The organism is Ralstonia sp. 22111 (assembly GCF_052045895.1).
Classification (GTDB): domain Bacteria; phylum Pseudomonadota; class Gammaproteobacteria; order Burkholderiales; family Burkholderiaceae; genus Ralstonia; species Ralstonia wenshanensis.
This window is the reverse complement of record NZ_JBQEPR010000001.1, coordinates 811128-827262: the sequence shown is the minus strand read 5'-3', so window position 1 is coordinate 827262 and position 16135 is coordinate 811128. Positions and strand designations below refer to the sequence as shown.

The window sequence follows — 16135 nt, the reverse complement described above, 5'->3', positions numbered from 1 at the left end:
GCTTGTCGGCCGAGGTGCGGGGTTGCTGCGTTAACATGCCTGCGTCTGCACTTGGCGCACCTGTGCGCCCCACTCTGCCCCCCGCCGATGGCCCGAATTCGTCCGACCCGTTTGCTGAATCTGTCGCGCAGTGCGCTTGCCTGCGCGTTGCTCTTGACCATTGCGGCCTCGCCGCTGGCCCACGCCAAGAAGGCCAAGGCCCACGCGGCGCCGCGCGCCACCGCAGCGCAAGCTCGCCAAGCCGCGCACAACCCCGCCGGATTGCCCGCCAACGTGGCGCTGGCCTTTGCACGCGCACACATCCCGCTGGATGCGGTGAGCGTGTTCGTGATCCGCACCGGCAGCGCCACGCCCATCCTGCAGTGGAATGCCGACACCGGAATGAACCCGGCGTCGACCATGAAGCTGCTGACCACCTTCGCAGGGCTGGACCTGCTCGGCCCGGATTTTCGCTGGAAGACCAGGGCCTATGCCGACAACCCGCCGGTCAACGGCACGCTCAACGGCAACCTGTACCTGCGCGGCCAGGGCGATCCGAAGCTGATTCCCGAAGAACTCGTCAAGCTGGTGACCGACGTGCGCCGCGCCGGGGTGGACGAACTGGCCGGCAACATCGTGCTCGATCGCACCTACTTCGAGGGCGGCCTGTCGGATGCGCCGCCGCTGGACGGTGACAGCGCGCGCGCCTACAACGTCGCGCCCGACGCGCTGCTGTATTCGTTCAAGACGCTGACGTTCACGCTGTCGCCGGATGCCGGTAACGGCGCGGTCAACATCGATGTCTCGCCGCCGCTGGCGCAGTTGCAGATCGACAACCAGTTGCGCACCACGCGCGGCGGCTGCGGCGACTGGAAGACGACCTCCGGCGCGAACATCTCCACGCAAACCGACGGCCATGTGCTTGCCAGCTTCGACGGCCACTATGCCGCCGCGTGCGGCGAACGCGTCTTCAATATCGCCGCCCTCACGCATGCCGACTTCATCTGGGGCGGCTTCCTGGCGCTGTGGCAGCAAGCCGGCGGCACGACGCGCTTCACGCCGGGCCTGCGCGAAGGCAAGGTGCCACGTCAGGCTGTTCTGCTGGCCACGCACTACGGCCCACCGTTGTCGGAAGTCGTGCACGACATCGACAAGTATTCGAACAACGTGATGGCGCGCCAGCTGTTCCTGACGATCGGCGCGGAAATCGGCCGCAAGCCCGCATCGGTTCGGCAGTCGACTGAGGTCATCAACCAGTGGCTTGCAAAACAGAACCTGACGATGCCGGAACTGGTGCTGGAGAACGGCTCGGGCCTGTCGCGCATCGAGCGCATCAGCGCACGCAACATGGGGCGCCTGCTGCAGCAGGCTGATGCCAACCCGAACGGCGGCGTGCTGCGCGATGCGCTGCCCGTCGTCGGCGTGGACGGCACCATGCGCAACCGCCTGACACGTGCCGGGGTGGCCGGCAACGCCGAGATCAAGACTGGCACGCTCAACGACGTGCGCGCCATCGCGGGCTACGTGGAAGGTGAAAACGGCGAGCGCTTCGTGGTGGTCAGCATGATCAACCACCCGAACGCCAGCGGCGGCCAGGCCGCCCACGACGCACTGCTGCAATGGATTTACCAGGGCGCGCCGCGATGAGTTCACGCAAGGCACTACTGGGCATCACCGGCACGTCGGGCAGCGGCAAGACCACGCTCGTCGAGCAGCTCATCGTCCGTTTCGTGCGCGACGGGCGGCGCGTGGCGGCCATCAAGCACACGCATCACGGCTTCGATCTCGATTCGCCGGGCAAGGATTCGTACCGTATGCGCGAAGCCGGCAGCGCCGAAGTCGTGCTCGTGGGCGGTGAACGCCTCGTGCTGATGCGCGAATACGCCAACGCCGTGGAACCCGAACTTGACGACGTGCTGGCGCTGCTCTCGCCTGCCACCGACCTCGTCATCGTAGAAGGCTATAAGCGCAGCACCTTCCCGAAAATCGAGGTGTTTCGCCCTTCGCTGGGCCGCGCGCCACTGTGGCCAGAGATTGGCGGCGTGGTGGCGGTGGCCACCGATTCGCCTGACGCCGTGCAACCGCCTGAAGGCGTAGTCGTGCTGGATCTGAACAATGTCGATGCGGTGTACCGGTTTGCCGTACAGCAATTGGCCAATGCACCCATATGAAGCACTCTTAACATCTGGGCACGGCAGCTTGGCTATGATGGGGCGGTTCAGTTTTTCGCCAGCCCCCTCCCAACAAGATGCTTTCCCGTCTATCGGCCGCGCTGCTTGGCGCGGCATTTTTTTGCTCGGCCCTGCCAGTCGCTGCGCGTGACTGGGTCGCCCCGAATGCCACGCTCGGACGCGGCGCGCAGGTCCACCAGTTCGTGCTCGTCGACCCGGCGACCGGGCGCGCAATGCCCAACGCACGCTACCGCCTGTTCCTGCCCGACCACACCATCGCCGGCAAGCCGCCGCAGGTGGGTGAAACCGACAGCGTGATCTTCGGCACGACCGACAGCGCCGGGCGCACGGCCAAGGTTCGGTTGCCAAAGCGTTATGCGGCGGCACGCTGGGTGCTCAATCCGGTGGTCGGCCATGGCGAGCTTGGCGAATCGTTCCGCCTGGTCGATTCGCTCGGCGGCGCGCCAATCGAGGGGCACCCATATTTGGTCGATGTCGTCGGCGAATACCTGTTCTGCGGCCGCTCCAGCGCCGGCGGGTATACCGCCTATGTGCAATCGCGCGAGTCGCGCACCGTGCAGCTTGAAAACACGTTGGCCTTCAGCCGGGCCGACGACGCGTGGTGTGCCGGTGAAGGCCGCGCGATTGCCGACAGCGGCAACACCCCCGGCGCACCCGATCTCTACACGCAGTACCTCGGCACGCTCACCGCCAACGCGGCGACACTCAGCGAAGACTTGCAAAGCCGCATCGCGCGCAAACTGATGTCGCTGGCGATTGCCGAACGCGATGCCGCGCGCATCGACCTCGCGCTCGACTTGCAGCCGGTGCCGGAAGACCGCCTCAACAGCTACGGCTATGAACTCGTTGACGCGGGCCTGCGCGTGGAGCGCGGCATGTCAATGATCAACGCATATCTGGCCCAGCACCCGAACGACCCATTCGCCCTCGACAGCAAGGGCTGGGCGCTGTACCGGCTCGGCCGGAACGACGAAGCGCTGACCTGGTTTGACCGCTCCATCGCCGTGTTCACGCAACCCGACGGCGACTATGAAGCGAGCGATGACGCGGTACGCGAAGCACGCGCGGAAGGCCTCACCCACAAGGGCGAAGTGCTGTGGAAGCTCGGTCGCGCGGACGAAGCGCAGGATTGCTTCAAGCAGGGGCTCGCCATCTCGCCGCAAAACGATGTGCTCAAGGCCACGCTAGCCCGCCTGGCGGTGACATTGCCGACGGCCGACGCAAAGTAACGCAGGCATCGCTGCAAACAAAAACGCCCGCGTGAAGCGGGCGTTTTGCTAAGCGTAATGCGTTGAGTCAATGCACCAGATTATCTGCAAGCAGGCGCTGCAGCACATTGCTTGCAATCAGGCGATGGCCGCCCGTGGTGGGATGCACGCCGTCTGCGAACAGGTAGGACGTATCGGCCCCCGTGGCCACCAACGTGTTGGCCGAGCAGAACAGCGAGCTGCCGCCCGCGCCCGGCACGAGCGCGTTGATCTTGGTCGCATCGCACGCAGGCACGCTCGTGTTGCTGAACCCGAACGTCGCGCCGTTCTGGATCACGGCCGTCAGCTGCGAGTTGAAGTCGATCAGGCGAGCGCTGGTGCCGGCCAGACCGGTTTGCAGCGTGGTGTTGAACGCGCCCACCAGTGCATGCAGCAGTGCCTGGCCTGTCGCGCCGCCCGCCACGCCCTGCGGCGTCAGGCTGCTGTCGGGCAGGTTGAACACGTAGAGCTGCGTCGCGTTCTTGCTGATCATGTCCTTGACGTAACCGACCAGATCGGTCGCCGCCTGCTGCACCTGTGCGGTCGCGATGGCGGGCGTCACACCCGAGTTGGGGGTCGCGACAGCGGCAGCCCAGTAGAAGATGTCGTTGTTGCCGCCGAACACGAACACCACGTCGTTGTTGCCGTTGAACGTGTTGTTGCTGGCCGCGTAGAAGTTGGCGAGTTGCTGTTTGACCGGATAGGTGAGCGCCCCGGCGCCACCGTTGTGACCGATGCCATTCGGGTCGGTCACGCGCGAGCCGCCTTGCGCGTAGTCGAAGCAACCGGGTTTCGGGCAGGTCTGCACCGAGGTGGCGTAACCCATCACGGCCGGCGTGAGCGCCACACCAAGTTGTCCGGCCACGGTTTCCGCCCAGATCGGACCGGGGTTGGTGGTGAACTTGCCGCCGCCTACGGCAGCCGCTGCCGGCGTGTAGGTGCCGGCGTCGCTCAGGCTGTCGCCGAATACCACCATGCGCTGCACCTTGGCGACGTTGGGGTTGCCGCTCTGATCGCTTTCACCGCCGCCGCAAGCCGCCAGGCTCAAGGCCAGGGCCGCCGATGCGACGACGCCCATCCATTGACGCAACTTCATGATGTCTGTCTCCCGTGTGGAATTTTTTTGGTCTGTGGTGCCGCGGTGCGTAACCTCGCCGTGCGCGTTTGAAGCACGCGGAACGACACAACGCCCAAGTGTAGCGAGGTTGCCGGGCGCACGGCGAACGCGCGCCCCGTAAGAATTAGAGGTCCGTCTCGAACGCGGCGGCCGCGCGACGCAGGCGGTCGTTGACGGCGGCCCAGGCGGGCGTATCGGCTAGGGTTTCCACCCAGATGGCGTCGTAAGCGCCGCGATCGAGTTCGCGCAACAGCGCATAGAGCGCGTTGGCGTAGGCGGCGGGTGTGGCGGGAGCGACGCGCTGGTCGCAACCATCACGCAGTGCCACGGGGGCACCAAGCCACACGATGCGCTTGTCAGCGGGCAGTGCAGCCAAGCGCGCAGGCACATCGGCCGCCGGCACCAAATACAACGGCGTGCGCGGCGCGTAGTGCGCCTTCAACGTGCCGGAAGCACGCGGCGCAGCGGCGTCCGGTAGCGCAGGCACTTCGCCAGTCACGCGCTCGATGTCTTCAGGCGTGATGGCGCCCGGGCGCAGCAGCACGGGGCCAATGCCCTGGTCCAGCCGTGAAAGATCAATGATGGTCGACTCGATGCCCACGTCCACGCCGTCGCCTTCGAGCACGAACACGGCATCACCGAATTCATCCCGCACGTGCTGCGCGGTGGTCGGGCTGACCTGACCGAACTTGTTGGCCGACGGCGCCGCAATACCGCCGCGCCCACGCTTGAAGCGCGAGAGCAACGCCTGCGCCACCGGGTGCGACGGGCAACGCAGCCCGATGCTGTCCTGCCCGCCTGCCACGGCGGCCGGGATGTGCGGTGCACGTTTCAGGATCAGCGTCAGTGGCCCCGGCCAGAAGGCTTCGATGAGCTGCAGCGCGATGCCGGGCACATCGTCGGCCCAGTAGGAAATGTCGGCCCCATCCACCACGTGCACGATGACGGGGTGACTGGACGGCCGGCCCTTGGCTGCGTAGATCTTGGCGATCGCTTGCGGATTTTCGGCATCGGCACCGAGTCCGTACACGGTCTCGGTCGGGAAGGCGACCAGCTCGCCGGCCTCCAGCCTGCGCGCGGCCTCATCAAGGCGTTCAGCGGAAGGCATGGTGTAGGGCGTTTTGGTCCGATGCGGCATGGGCGACTCGTCTTTAGGCGGGCTGCAGACCGAGCACGTGCGCGGCATGGCGGAACGCTTCGTCCACCACTTCCGGCGAGGTGCCGACGCAATTCACGTGGCCCATCTTGCGGCCCGGGCGCGCATCGGCCTTGCCGTACAGGTGGACCTTGGTACCGCTGTGGCGCATGACCTCCTGCCATGCAGGCGTGCGTTCCAGGCCGTATTCGAACCACACGTCGCCAAGCACGTTGAGCATGCGGCCCGGCGAGTGCTGGCGCGTGCTGCCCAGCGGCAGCCGGGCCATGGCCCGCACCTGCTGCTCAAACTGGCTGGTCTCGCACACGTCCATGGTGATGTGGCCGGAATTGTGCGGACGCGGCGCCATTTCGTTGGCGACCAGCGAGCCGTCCTGTAGCACGAAGAATTCAATGCAAAGCACGCCGACGTAGCCCATCTCTTCGGCGACCATCGCCGCGGCGGCGCGGGTGCGCGTGGCAATGTCGTCCGACACGCTGCGCGAGGGCATGATCGTTGAAAACAGGATGCCGTCACGGTGCTCGTTCTCGGCGAGCGGCCAGGTGGCGGTCGTGCCATCGGCGCCGCGGGCGGCCAGCACCGACACCTCGTACGCCAACGGCAGCATCTTCTCCAGCACGCACGGCACGTGCTGCATGGCGCCCCAGGCGGCGCGCAGTTCTTCAACCGTTGAGACACGCGCCTGGCCCTTGCCGTCGTAGCCCATGCGGGCAATCTTCAGGATGCCGGGCAGCAGGTCGGCAGGCAGTTGTTCGATATCGGCTTCGTGCTCGATCACCCAGCTCGGTGCGGGGTGGATGCCGGTGCGTGCGGCACACAGCGCGAAGAATTTCTTCTCGGCGATGCGGTTCTGCGCGATCGATACGCAGTTGGCACGCGGCGCAACGAACGCGCCGAGCTGCTCAAGCTTGTCGAGCGCTTGCGCGGGCACGTTCTCGAACTCGGTAGTGACGGCCGGGCACAGCGCGGCCATCTCGGCCAATGCGGCTTCGTCGGTGTAGCCGGCGCAGAGATGGCGCTCGGCGATGGTGCCAGCGGGGCTGTTCGGGTCCGGGTCGAGCACGCAAACCTTATAGCCCATCGCCTGTGCGGCGTGCGTGAACATGCGGCCGAGCTGGCCACCGCCGAGCATGCCAAGCCAGGCATCGGGCAGGATCGCGTTGGGAACGTTCAGCGCGCGGGATTCCGCGGTGTGGGCTTGCGCCAGGCGCGGGTTCAGGTCGTCGGCCATGAATCGGGTCGTAGGTTACTTAAGCGCCATGCACGGGGAGCGTCATGCCGCGCGCGACTTCGGTCTGCTGGGCGCGGAAGGCTTCGAGCTTGTCGGCAAGGGCCGAGTCGGTGGTGGCGATGGTCGCGATGGCAGCCAGCGCTGCGTTGGCCGCACCGGCCTCGCCAATCGCGAACGTCGACACCGGAATGCCCTTGGGCATCTGCACGATGGAGAGCAGCGAGTCTTCGCCGCGCAGGTACTTGGACGGCACCGGCACGCCGAACACCGGCACGATCGTCTTGGCGGCGATCATGCCCGGCAGATGCGCCGCCCCACCAGCACCGGCGATGATGGCGCGCAAACCCCGACCACGTGCGCCTTCGGCGTAGCGGAACATGTCGTCCGGCATGCGGTGCGCCGAGACGACCTGCGCCTCGAACGGAATGCCGAACTGCGTGAGCATGTCGACGGCGTGGCGCATCACTTCCCAGTCGGAACTGGAGCCCATCACCACGCCAACGAGCGGAGCGGATTGCTGTGCGGTCATCGTCATCGCTCCGGTTTAACGCAGGGATTCGCCGGTCAGGCGGGTCAGCGCTTCGCGGTACTTGTCGGCGGTTTTTTCGATCACGTCGGCGGGCAATTGCGGTGCCGGCGCAGTCTTCGGCCACGGCTTGCCATCAATGCGCACGGCTTCGAGCCAATCGCGCACGAACTGCTTGTCGAACGACGGCGGGTTCGTGCCGACCTGGTACGAATCGGCCGGCCAGAAGCGCGACGAGTCTGCGGTGAGCGCCTCGTCCATCAGCGTGAGCGTGCCGTTTTCGTCCAGACCAAACTCGAACTTGGTGTCGGCAATGATGATGCCGCGCGTGGCGGCAAAGTCGGAGGCTTCCTTGTACAGGCGGATGCTCACGTCGCGGATCTGCGCGGCGAGGTCCGGGCCGATGCGGCGCTCGACTTCATCGAAGGAGATGTTCTCGTCGTGCTCGCCCATCTCCGCCTTGGCGGCGGGGGTGAAGATCGGCTCGGGCAGCTTTTGCGCGTTCTGCAGGCCTGGGGCCAGATGCACGCCGCAGACGGCGCCGGTCGCTTGGTAATCCTTCCAGCCGCTGCCGGCCAGGTAGCCGCGCACCACGGCTTCCACCAGGATCGGCTTCAGGCGCTTGACCACGATCGCGCGGCCGCGCACCTGGTCGACTTCATTCGGGGCCACCACGGTTTCCGGGGCGATGCCCGTCTCGTGCGTCGGCACGATGTGGCGCAGCTTGTTGAACCAGAAGTCCGACATCTGCGCAAGCACACGGCCCTTGTCCGGAATCGGCTGGCCGAGAATCACGTCAAACGCCGAGAGGCGATCGGTGGTGACCATCAGCAGCTTGTCGTCGCCGACAGCGTAGTTCTCGCGCACCTTGCCACGGCCGAGCAACGGCAGGCTGGTGATCGACGATTCGTAAAGGGCGGAGGATGAAGGGGTGGCGGACACGGCGGAACCCGGGAGGAGATAAGAAAACGTGGAAGGCCAGCATTATACGTGGCCCATGGGGTGACCCATAAGCTGGCCCATGCAATGCAAAACGGCTGGCGCAGTGCCAGCCGTTTGCTAAATGTGACGCGAAATGCTTATTGCACCACTTGGGCGAGATCGCCGCTTTGGTACTTCTGCGCCATCACCGACAGGCCGATCGGCTTGATCTTGCCGGCCTGGCCTTCGCAGCCGAACTGGATATAGCGTGCCTTGCAGATTTGCTTGGCGGCTTCGCGCGCCGGCTTCAGCCATTCGCGGGCGTCGAACTTGTCCGGGTTTTCAGCCAGGAACTTGCGCACCGCGCCGGTCATGGCCAGGCGGATGTCGGTGTCGATGTTGATCTTGCGCACACCGTACTTGATGGCTTCCTGGATTTCCTCGACGGGCACGCCGTAGGTTTCCTTCATCTTGCCGCCGTACTGGTTGATGATGGCCAGCAGTTCTTGCGGCACGCTCGACGAGCCGTGCATCACCAGGTGGGTGTTGGGGATGCGCGCGTGGATTTCCTTCACGCGGCTGATGGCGAGGATGTCGCCGGTGGGCTTGCGAGTGAACTTGTAGGCGCCGTGGCTGGTGCCGATGGCGATGGCCAGCGCGTCCAGTTGGGTCGCCTTGACGAACTGGGCAGCCTCTTCCGGGTCGGTCAGCAGGGACGAGTGGTCGAGCTTGCCTTCCGCGCCGTGGCCATCTTCCTCCCCGGCCATACCGGTTTCGAGCGAGCCCAGGCAGCCGAGTTCGCCTTCCACGGTCACACCAACCTTGTGGGCCATCTCGACCACGCGGCGGGTGACGTCGACGTTGTAGTCAAAATCGGCCGGGGTCTTGCCGTCTTCGCGCAGCGAGCCATCCATCATGACCGAGCCGAAGCCCAGGTCGATGGCGCCCTGGCAGATGGCCGGGCTTTGGCCGTGATCCTGGTGCATAACCAGCGGGATCTCCGGATAAGCCTCGACAGCGGCCTGGATCAGGTGCTTGATGAACGATTCGCCGGCGTACTTGCGGGCGCCTGCGCTGGCCTGCAGGATGACCGGTGCGCCGGCTTCCTTGGCAGCTTCCATCACAGCCTGGACTTGCTCCAGGTTGTTCACGTTGAATGCCGGCAGGCCGTAGCCGTTTTCAGCGGCGTGGTCCAGCAGTTGGCGCATCGAGACGAGTGGCATGGTTTTCTCCTATGGATCGATCTGTATTCGGTCTCAGGAACGCGTCCGGTCGATCTAAACGACGTAGCAAACGGCGTTCCGTCGTGGGCGTCAGTGCATGCCGACGCGAACAATCTTGAGCGTGTTGGTGCCGCCGGCCTGGCCCATCGGCTCGCCGACGGTCAGGACGATGAAGTCGCCGCGCTGCACGACACCGCGCGCGACCAGCAGTTCTTCGGCCTGATGCAGCGCTTCGTCGCGGTCGGCGCTGTTGGCCAGCGGCAGCGATTGCACGTTGCGGTACAGGGCCATCTTGCGCTGCGAGGCCACGTTGGGCGTCATCGCATAAATGGGAATGTTGATGCCGTGTCGGCTCATCCAGAGCGCCGTGGCGCCGGAATCGGTCAGCGCGGCAATCGCCTTGACCTGCAGGTGGTGCGCCGTGAACAGCGCCCCCATGGCGATCGACTGGTCGATGCGGCTGAAGGTCTGGTCGAGGAAGTCGGCGTCCAGATGCACGGATTGCGACTTCTCGGCTTCCACGCAAATGGCAGCCATGGCCTCGATGGTCTCGACCGGGTAGCGGCCAGCAGCGGTTTCCGCGGACAACATCACCGCATCGGTGCCATCCAGCACGGCGTTGGCGACGTCCGACACCTCGGCGCGCGTTGGCACCGGGTTGACGATCATCGATTCCATCATCTGTGTGGCGGTGATGGCCAGCTTGTTGTTTTCGCGGGCCAGCTTGATCATGCGCTTCTGCAGCGCCGGCACGGCAGCGTTGCCGACTTCCACCGCCAAGTCGCCACGCGCGACCATGATCCCGTCGGACGCTGCCAGGATCTCTTCGAGCACGCCCGGGCGGATGGCCTCGGCGCGCTCGATCTTGGCGATCATGCGGGTCTTGTGGTTATGCGGCGCGCCGGCCACCGCGGCCAGCTGGCGCGCCATTTCCATGTCGGTCGCGTTCTTCGGGAAGCTGACCGCGACGTAATCGGCGCCCAGCGCCATCGCGGTCTTGATGTCGTCCATGTCCTTGGCGGTCAGCGCCGGCGCCGACAGCCCGCCGCCCTGGCGGTTGATGCCCTTGTTGTTGGACAGATCGCCGCCGATCTTGACGATGGTCTCGATCTCTTCACCCACCACGCGCTCGACTTGCAGCACGATCAGGCCGTCGTTGAGCAGCAGCAGATCGCCCGGGCCCACGTCGCGCGGCAGTTCCTTGTAGTCGAGGCCGACGCGCTCCTGGTTGCCCAGCTCGCAGCGGGCATCAAGCGTGAAGCGATCGCCCGGTTCGAGGGTGATCTTGCCGTTCTCGAACTTGCCGACGCGGATCTTCGGACCCTGCAGGTCAGCCATGATGGCCACCTCGCGGCCCACCGAGCGCGCCACTTCACGCACGAGTTGCGCACGATCGATGTGATCTTGCGCCGCGCCGTGCGAGAAGTTCAGCCGCACCACGTCCACCCCCGCGGCGATCATGCGGGTCAGGACTTCCTGCGTGCTGGACGCGGGGCCGAGCGTTGCGACGATCTTGGTAGCGCGGGTCATGGGCGGCGGTGTCTCGTTGTTGTGGTGGGGATGATGGCGGCGCTTGCGCTCAGGCGACAGCGGCCTGGTTCTGCGCGCGTTGTTCCAGGATTTCGACGGCCGGCAGGGTCTTGCCTTCCAGGAATTCGAGGAACGCACCGCCGCCGGTGGAGATGTAGCCCACCTTGTCGGCGATGTTGTACTTGGCGATGGCAGCCAGCGTGTCGCCGCCGCCCGCAATCGAGAAACCCGACGAGGCAGCAATCGCCTCGGCCAGCACCTTGGTGCCGTTGCCGAACTGGTCGAATTCGAACACGCCGACCGGGCCGTTCCAGACGATGGTGCCGGCGGTCTTCAGTTGTTCGGCCAGTTGTGCGGCCGTCTTCGGGCCGATGTCGAGGATCATGTCGTCGTCGGCCACATCGGCCACATCCTTGACGGTGGCGGCCGCGGTGGCGCTGAATTCCTTGGCGCACACCACATCGACGGGGATGGGCACCGACGCGCCGCGTGCCGCCAGCATCTCAATGATGGCCTTTGCATCGCCCACCAAGTCTGCTTCCGCCAGCGATTTGCCGATCTTCAGGCCGGCAGCCAGCATGAACGTGTTGGCAATGCCGCCGCCGACGATCAGGTTGTCCACCTTGTCGGCCAGCGACTTCAGGATGGTCAGCTTGGTCGACACCTTCGACCCGGCCACGATGGCCACCAGCGGGCGAGCCGGCTGGCCCAGCGCCTTGCCCAGCGCATCCAGTTCGGCAGCCAGCAGCGGACCGGCGCAGGCGACGGGCGCGAACTTGGCGATACCGTGGGTGGTGGCTTCCGCGCGGTGGGCAGTGCCGAAGGCGTCGTTGACGTAGACGTCGCACAGCTTGGCCATCTTCTGGGCCAGTTCGTCGCTGTTCTTCTTCTCGCCCTTGTTCACGCGGCAGTTTTCCAGGAGCACGACCTGGCCGGGCGCGACATCCACGCCATCCACCCAGTTCTGGACGAGTTTCACGTCACGGCCCAGCAGCTCGGACAGGCGCTTGGCAACCGGTGCCAGCGAATCTTCGGGCTTGAATTCGCCCTCGGTCGGACGGCCCAGGTGCGAGGTGACCATGACAGCGGCACCGGCGTCCAACGCGGCTTTGACGGCCGGCACGGAAGCGCGGATGCGCGTGTCTTCGGTGATGTTGCCGGCATCGTCTTGCGGCACGTTGAGGTCGGCGCGGATGAACACGCGCTTACCGGCAAGCTTTCCTTCGGAGATGAGATCGGACAGACGCAGGACGTGAGGCATGGCAGCTTCGGAAGAAATCGCGGAAAACAACGATTTTACCCGATGCGACTGGTCAAAACGTGCGTTTCTCGGCCGAACCTGCTGGGCTCGACCGTCTTGCCGAGGCCGATCGGTGGGGCTACGCCGGCAGCGGCGTGCGGCGGCGCAGCCGCATCCAGCCTTCGGCTGAATACACAGCAAGACCTGCCCAGATCAGCACATAGCCGGCCACCTTGGGGCCCGCAAACGGCTCGTTGTAGAGCCAAACGCCCAGCAGCAGCTGCAGCGTCGGGCTCACGTATTGCAGCAAACCCAACAGCGACAGCGGAATACGCCGCGCGCCCGCGCCAAACAGCAGCAGAGGCAGTGCCGTCAGCGGGCCGGCCAGCGCCAGCAGCAACTGCGTGCCCGGCGATGCGGCCAGGAAGGCATTCTGATGCTGCGAAGCCAGCCAGCCGAGGTAGGCCAGCGCCAGCGGAAACAGCAGCAGCGTCTCGAGCGTCAGCCCCTCTAGCGCACCCAGCGGCGAAGTCTTGCGCAGCAAGCCGTAGAACCCAAACGAAAACGCCAGCGCCAGAGCAATCCACGGCAGCGTGCCGGCCTGCCAGGTCAGCCACGCCACGCCTGCCGCCGCCAGGGCTACCGACACCCACTGCACGGGCCGCAGCCGCTCGCCGAGCACCAGCAGCGCCAGCATCACCACCACCAGCGGGTTGATGAAGTAGCCCAGGCTGGCATCAATCACGTGGTCGTGGTTGACGGCCCAGATGTAGGTCAGCCAGTTGGCGGCCAACAGGCTCGTGCTGGCCGCATAGCGCCCCACGACACGCGGTTGCGTGCGCAGCGCCCACAGCCATGCCCAGTGCCGCTTCACGAGCAGGATCATCACCATCACCGCCAATGACCAGATCACCCGGTGCGAGAGAATCTCCACCGGCGACACCGCCTTGAGCAGCTTGAAGTACAGCGGAAACAGGCCCCACATGGTGTAGGCCAGAAACGCGAAGATTGCGCCGTTGCGATTGGAGCCCGACATGTTCATCCCCAGAGACGCAGCACGGTAAAGACGCCCATGCCGACGAAGATCATGCCGAGCATGCGCCGCGTGGCCACATAGAACGCGGTGGCGGCAACGCCGGCCATCAGGCGCGGGTTGGTCCAGCTCGCGTCAAAGTGCCCGTGATTCAAGAGCAGGTCGGGCAGGACGATGGCGACGAGCGCCGCGGCCGGCGCAAAGCGCAGCGCGTGCTGGATGCGCACGGGCAGGGTCATGCGGTTGCCCACGATCAGGAACAGCGAACGTGTGACGATCGTCACCACGGTCATCCCGGCAATCACCAGCCAGATTTCGAGTGCGCTCATGCTTCGCCCTCGTCAGTTGCCGCCTGTGCGGCCCGTCGGCGCTGCCACTGCAGGCGCGCTGCAGCCTCGTCGGCGGCAAGGCCGGCGGCCATGGCACCGGTCACGGCAATCACGAGGCTCAATCGATACGGCAACTTGAAGGCAACCAGCGCCAGCACCGCCGCCACGGCCACCGCCATGAGGGTGGCACGGCTACGAATGGTCGACACCATGACAGGAATCAGCGCGAGCGTCCCGGCCAGCGCCAGGCCCCACGCGTCAGGAAACAGGCTCGCCGCGACGATGCCCAGGATGGACGACACCTGCCAGCCCACGAAGCTCAGCAGGACCATGCCCCAGTAATAGCCCTCCTTGCCCGCCTGCGGCGCGGCCGAGGGGTACTGCTGGGTGAACAGCACGAACGGCAGATCGCCGTTGAACACACCCAGAACCACACGCCGCATGAACGGCAGATGCCCGAAATGCTGCATCAGCCCGGCACTGAAGATAATGAAGCGCACGTTCACGATGAACGCCGTCAGCAGTGCCGTCCAGATCGGCAACCCCGCCGCCAGTAGCGGCAGCACCGCCAACTGCGACGACCCCGCATACACGAAGATCGTCATGCCGATGGCCTGCGGGATGGTCAGCACCGACTTGCTCATCGCCACGCCCGTTACCAGCCCCCAGGCCAGCACCGGCGGCATCGACGGCATATAGGCGCGCACGCCTGCAAAGAAGCCCGCACGCTCGGCCGGATCGATGGCCTCCCAGCGGCGCTGCAACGCAGCCGCCCAGCGAACTAGCGCCATGGCGCCCCCAGAAGTGGCGAATCAGGCTCTTTTTGATCAACCGGACAGGGGCGGCCGGCAGCGCGGGCGCGCAGGAACGTCGGGGGCGACATGGGTGGCTCGTAGGAAACACACGATTATACTTTTGATGTTAAGCATCCGCTTAACGACAATGCGCCCGTGCCCCGCCCTATGCCGGGATTCGTGCCGGGCGCCACGCACTGCAACAATCGGCGTTGGCGCGCCTGCGCCCACCCCTTACAATTTCGCCTTTGTCGGTTTTTGAACCTGCGGCCCATATCACGGTGTGGCTGACCTGCTCAGACCGCGCCGGCACTCCTCACTCACCATGACCACGCAAACCGCACCCACGATCGAAGTCGGCGCAGACGACCTGCCGCTGCATTGCCCGACCGCCAAGACGCCGGCCTGGAACTACCACCCGCGCGTGTTTCTCGACATCGCCGACACCGGCGAGGCCAAGTGCCCGTACTGCGGCACCGTCTACAAGCTGGCCCCCGGCGTTGAACTGAAGGGCCACCATTGAGCCCGACTCACCTGCTGTACACCGGTCGCCGCGCTCGCCAGGCGATTCGATGATGCGCAAGATTCTCGTCGTCGCCCCCAACTGGATCGGTGATGCGCTGATGGCGCAGCCGCTGTTCGCGCAACTCAAGGCGCGGCACCCGCGCGCGCAGATCCACGCGATTGCCCCGAAATGGGTGGCGCCCGTGCTCGCGCGCATGCCGGAGATCGCGCGCGTGCTGCCCACCGAGCTCGCCCATGGCAAGCTGCAGCTCGGCAGCCGCACGATGTTCGCCCAGCAGCTCAAGGGCGAAACCTTTGACGCAGCGTACGTGCTGCCGAACTCGTTCAAGAGCGCGCTGATCCCGTGGCTGGCCGGCATTCCGCTGCGCATCGGCTACAAGGGCGAGTCGCGCCTGGGCGTGCTGAACGTGCGCTACCCGAATCCGCCCAAGAACGCGCGTCCGCCGATGGTGCAGCACTACGCGGCGCTGGCGTTCAAGCCGCACGCCAAGCTGCCCGACACGCTGCCCGATCCGAAGCTGGACGTTGACGTGCAGCGCGTGGCCGCCACGTCCGCCAAGTTCGGCATTCCGGGCAACGCGCGGCTGATCGCCTTCTGCCCCGGCGCGGAATACGGCCCGGCCAAGCGCTGGCCGGCCGAGCACTTCGCAGAGCTGGCCCAGATGCTGCGCCGCTCGTTCCCCTATGCGCAGATCGTCGCGCTCGGTTCGGGCAAGGACCGCGACATGGCCAATGCCATCGTCGAGCGTGCGCCGTTCGTGCGCAACCTGTGCGGCGAGACCTCGCTGGACGAGGCCATCGAGCTGCTCGCCCGCGCCGAAGCCGCCATCTGCAACGACTCCGGCCTGATGCACGTGACGGCTGCCCTGGGACGCCCGCAGGTGGCCGTGTTCGGCTCCAGCGACCCCCGCCACACGCCGCCGCTGTCGCCCGCTGCGAGTATCATGTGGCTCCATCTGGAGTGCAGCCCGTGCTTTGCACGCGAATGCCCGCTGGGCCACTTGCGCTGCCTGCGCGACATCGGCCCCGAGATGGTGTTTCATGAATTGCGCCGGCTGCTGCAGCCGCAGTAATACGCTCTCCTTAACGTTC

16 protein-coding genes are annotated in these 16135 nt (G+C 65.8%); 5 read left to right on the top strand and 11 right to left on the bottom strand.

Going from position 1 to position 16135, the window contains the following annotated elements:
• Positions 1-87: 87 nt before the first annotated feature.
• The 3 genes from dacB to ACTJK4_RS03885 all read left to right on the top strand — a co-directional run bounded on the left by dacB (position 88) and on the right by ACTJK4_RS03885 (position 3400).
• Positions 88-1626: a D-alanyl-D-alanine carboxypeptidase/D-alanyl-D-alanine endopeptidase gene (gene dacB, locus ACTJK4_RS03895; RefSeq protein ID WP_343618054.1), complete on the top strand. Its 1539-nt coding sequence runs from the start codon at positions 88-90 to the stop codon at positions 1624-1626.
• Entirely contained in the window at positions 1623-2150 is a 528-nt protein-coding gene (mobB, locus tag ACTJK4_RS03890; protein WP_260803003.1) for a molybdopterin-guanine dinucleotide biosynthesis protein B, read from the top strand. Before dacB ends, mobB begins: the two co-directional genes overlap by 4 nt.
• 77 nt (positions 2151-2227) lie before the next feature.
• Entirely contained in the window at positions 2228-3400 is a 1173-nt protein-coding gene (locus tag ACTJK4_RS03885) for a tetratricopeptide repeat protein (RefSeq protein ID WP_440816134.1), read from the top strand.
• 67 nt (positions 3401-3467) lie between these two features.
• Here ACTJK4_RS03885 and ACTJK4_RS03880 read toward each other — a convergent pair whose 3' ends face one another.
• The 11 genes from ACTJK4_RS03880 to ACTJK4_RS03830 form a co-directional block, all read right to left on the bottom strand.
• Complete coding sequence (locus ACTJK4_RS03880) at positions 3468-4514, bottom strand: SGNH/GDSL hydrolase family protein (protein WP_440816133.1); 1047 nt, start codon at positions 4512-4514, stop codon at positions 3468-3470.
• A gap of 145 nt (positions 4515-4659) precedes the next feature.
• Positions 4660-5673 carry an L-threonylcarbamoyladenylate synthase gene (locus ACTJK4_RS03875; protein ID WP_232042066.1) on the bottom strand — a complete coding sequence of 338 codons (1014 nt, stop codon included), beginning with the start codon at positions 5671-5673 and terminating at the stop codon, positions 4660-4662.
• 13 nt (positions 5674-5686) lie between these two features.
• Positions 5687-6922: a 5-(carboxyamino)imidazole ribonucleotide synthase gene (locus tag ACTJK4_RS03870; protein WP_260803006.1), complete on the bottom strand. Its 1236-nt coding sequence runs from the start codon at positions 6920-6922 to the stop codon at positions 5687-5689.
• A 19-nt stretch (positions 6923-6941) separates the two neighbouring features.
• The gene (gene purE, locus ACTJK4_RS03865; RefSeq protein ID WP_232042064.1) at positions 6942-7451 is read right to left on the bottom strand and encodes a 5-(carboxyamino)imidazole ribonucleotide mutase; all 510 of its coding nucleotides are present in this window, start codon (positions 7449-7451) and stop codon (positions 6942-6944) included.
• A 15-nt stretch (positions 7452-7466) separates the two neighbouring features.
• Positions 7467-8390, bottom strand: a complete 924-nt coding sequence (locus tag ACTJK4_RS03860; RefSeq protein WP_232042063.1) for a phosphoribosylaminoimidazolesuccinocarboxamide synthase — start codon at positions 8388-8390, stop codon at positions 7467-7469.
• Positions 8391-8527: 137 nt separating this feature from the next.
• A complete protein-coding gene (gene fba, locus ACTJK4_RS03855) occupies positions 8528-9592 on the bottom strand; it encodes a class II fructose-bisphosphate aldolase (RefSeq protein WP_004636117.1) in 1065 nt (354 codons plus the stop codon).
• A 90-nt stretch (positions 9593-9682) separates the two neighbouring features.
• Entirely contained in the window at positions 9683-11122 is a 1440-nt protein-coding gene (pyk, locus tag ACTJK4_RS03850; RefSeq protein ID WP_232042062.1) for a pyruvate kinase, read from the bottom strand.
• 49 nt (positions 11123-11171) lie between these two features.
• Positions 11172-12383 (bottom strand): phosphoglycerate kinase, encoded by a 1212-nt coding sequence (locus tag ACTJK4_RS03845; RefSeq protein ID WP_316868387.1) that lies wholly within the window; start codon positions 12381-12383, stop codon positions 11172-11174.
• Between the two features lie 118 nt (positions 12384-12501).
• Positions 12502-13398, bottom strand: coding sequence for an EamA family transporter RarD (gene rarD, locus ACTJK4_RS03840; protein ID WP_232042060.1), 897 nt, complete (start codon positions 13396-13398; stop codon positions 12502-12504).
• A gap of 2 nt (positions 13399-13400) precedes the next feature.
• Entirely contained in the window at positions 13401-13724 is a 324-nt protein-coding gene (locus ACTJK4_RS03835; protein WP_232042059.1) for an AzlD domain-containing protein, read from the bottom strand.
• On the bottom strand, positions 13721-14515 hold the full coding sequence (locus tag ACTJK4_RS03830; protein WP_232042058.1) for an AzlC family ABC transporter permease: 795 nt from the start codon (positions 14513-14515) through the stop codon (positions 13721-13723). The genes ACTJK4_RS03835 and ACTJK4_RS03830 overlap by 4 nt, the downstream gene beginning before the upstream one ends.
• 328 nt (positions 14516-14843) lie before the next feature.
• Between ACTJK4_RS03830 and ACTJK4_RS03825 the strand changes: the two genes are divergently transcribed.
• Together ACTJK4_RS03825 and waaF are read left to right on the top strand one after the other, a co-directional pair.
• Entirely contained in the window at positions 14844-15041 is a 198-nt protein-coding gene (locus ACTJK4_RS03825; protein WP_232042057.1) for a zinc-finger domain-containing protein, read from the top strand.
• A gap of 49 nt (positions 15042-15090) precedes the next feature.
• On the top strand, positions 15091-16116 hold the full coding sequence (gene waaF, locus ACTJK4_RS03820; RefSeq protein WP_027678124.1) for a lipopolysaccharide heptosyltransferase II: 1026 nt from the start codon (positions 15091-15093) through the stop codon (positions 16114-16116).
• Positions 16117-16135 lie beyond the last annotated feature (19 nt).

Excerpts from the sequence above, each read along its gene's own strand:
- dacB (WP_343618054.1), top strand. The coding sequence starts at position 88 with ATGGCCCGAATTCGTCCGACCCGTTTGCTGAATCTGTCGCGCAGTGCG.
- mobB (WP_260803003.1), top strand. The coding sequence starts at position 1,623 with ATGAGTTCACGCAAGGCACTACTGGGCATCACCGGCACGTCGGGCAGC.
- ACTJK4_RS03885 (WP_440816134.1), top strand. The coding sequence starts at position 2,228 with ATGCTTTCCCGTCTATCGGCCGCGCTGCTTGGCGCGGCATTTTTTTGC.
- ACTJK4_RS03880 (WP_440816133.1), bottom strand. The coding sequence starts at position 4,514 with ATGAAGTTGCGTCAATGGATGGGCGTCGTCGCATCGGCGGCCCTGGCC.
- ACTJK4_RS03875 (WP_232042066.1), bottom strand. The coding sequence starts at position 5,673 with ATGCCGCATCGGACCAAAACGCCCTACACCATGCCTTCCGCTGAACGC.
- ACTJK4_RS03870 (WP_260803006.1), bottom strand. The coding sequence starts at position 6,922 with ATGGCCGACGACCTGAACCCGCGCCTGGCGCAAGCCCACACCGCGGAA.
- purE (WP_232042064.1), bottom strand. The coding sequence starts at position 7,451 with ATGACCGCACAGCAATCCGCTCCGCTCGTTGGCGTGGTGATGGGCTCC.
- fba (WP_004636117.1), bottom strand. The coding sequence starts at position 9,592 with ATGCCACTCGTCTCGATGCGCCAACTGCTGGACCACGCCGCTGAAAAC.
- pyk (WP_232042062.1), bottom strand. The coding sequence starts at position 11,122 with ATGACCCGCGCTACCAAGATCGTCGCAACGCTCGGCCCCGCGTCCAGC.
- ACTJK4_RS03845 (WP_316868387.1), bottom strand. The coding sequence starts at position 12,383 with ATGCCTCACGTCCTGCGTCTGTCCGATCTCATCTCCGAAGGAAAGCTT.
- rarD (WP_232042060.1), bottom strand. The coding sequence starts at position 13,398 with ATGTCGGGCTCCAATCGCAACGGCGCAATCTTCGCGTTTCTGGCCTAC.
- ACTJK4_RS03835 (WP_232042059.1), bottom strand. The coding sequence starts at position 13,724 with ATGAGCGCACTCGAAATCTGGCTGGTGATTGCCGGGATGACCGTGGTG.
- ACTJK4_RS03830 (WP_232042058.1), bottom strand. The coding sequence starts at position 14,515 with ATGGCGCTAGTTCGCTGGGCGGCTGCGTTGCAGCGCCGCTGGGAGGCC.
- ACTJK4_RS03825 (WP_232042057.1), top strand. The coding sequence starts at position 14,844 with ATGACCACGCAAACCGCACCCACGATCGAAGTCGGCGCAGACGACCTG.
- waaF (WP_027678124.1), top strand. The coding sequence starts at position 15,091 with ATGATGCGCAAGATTCTCGTCGTCGCCCCCAACTGGATCGGTGATGCG.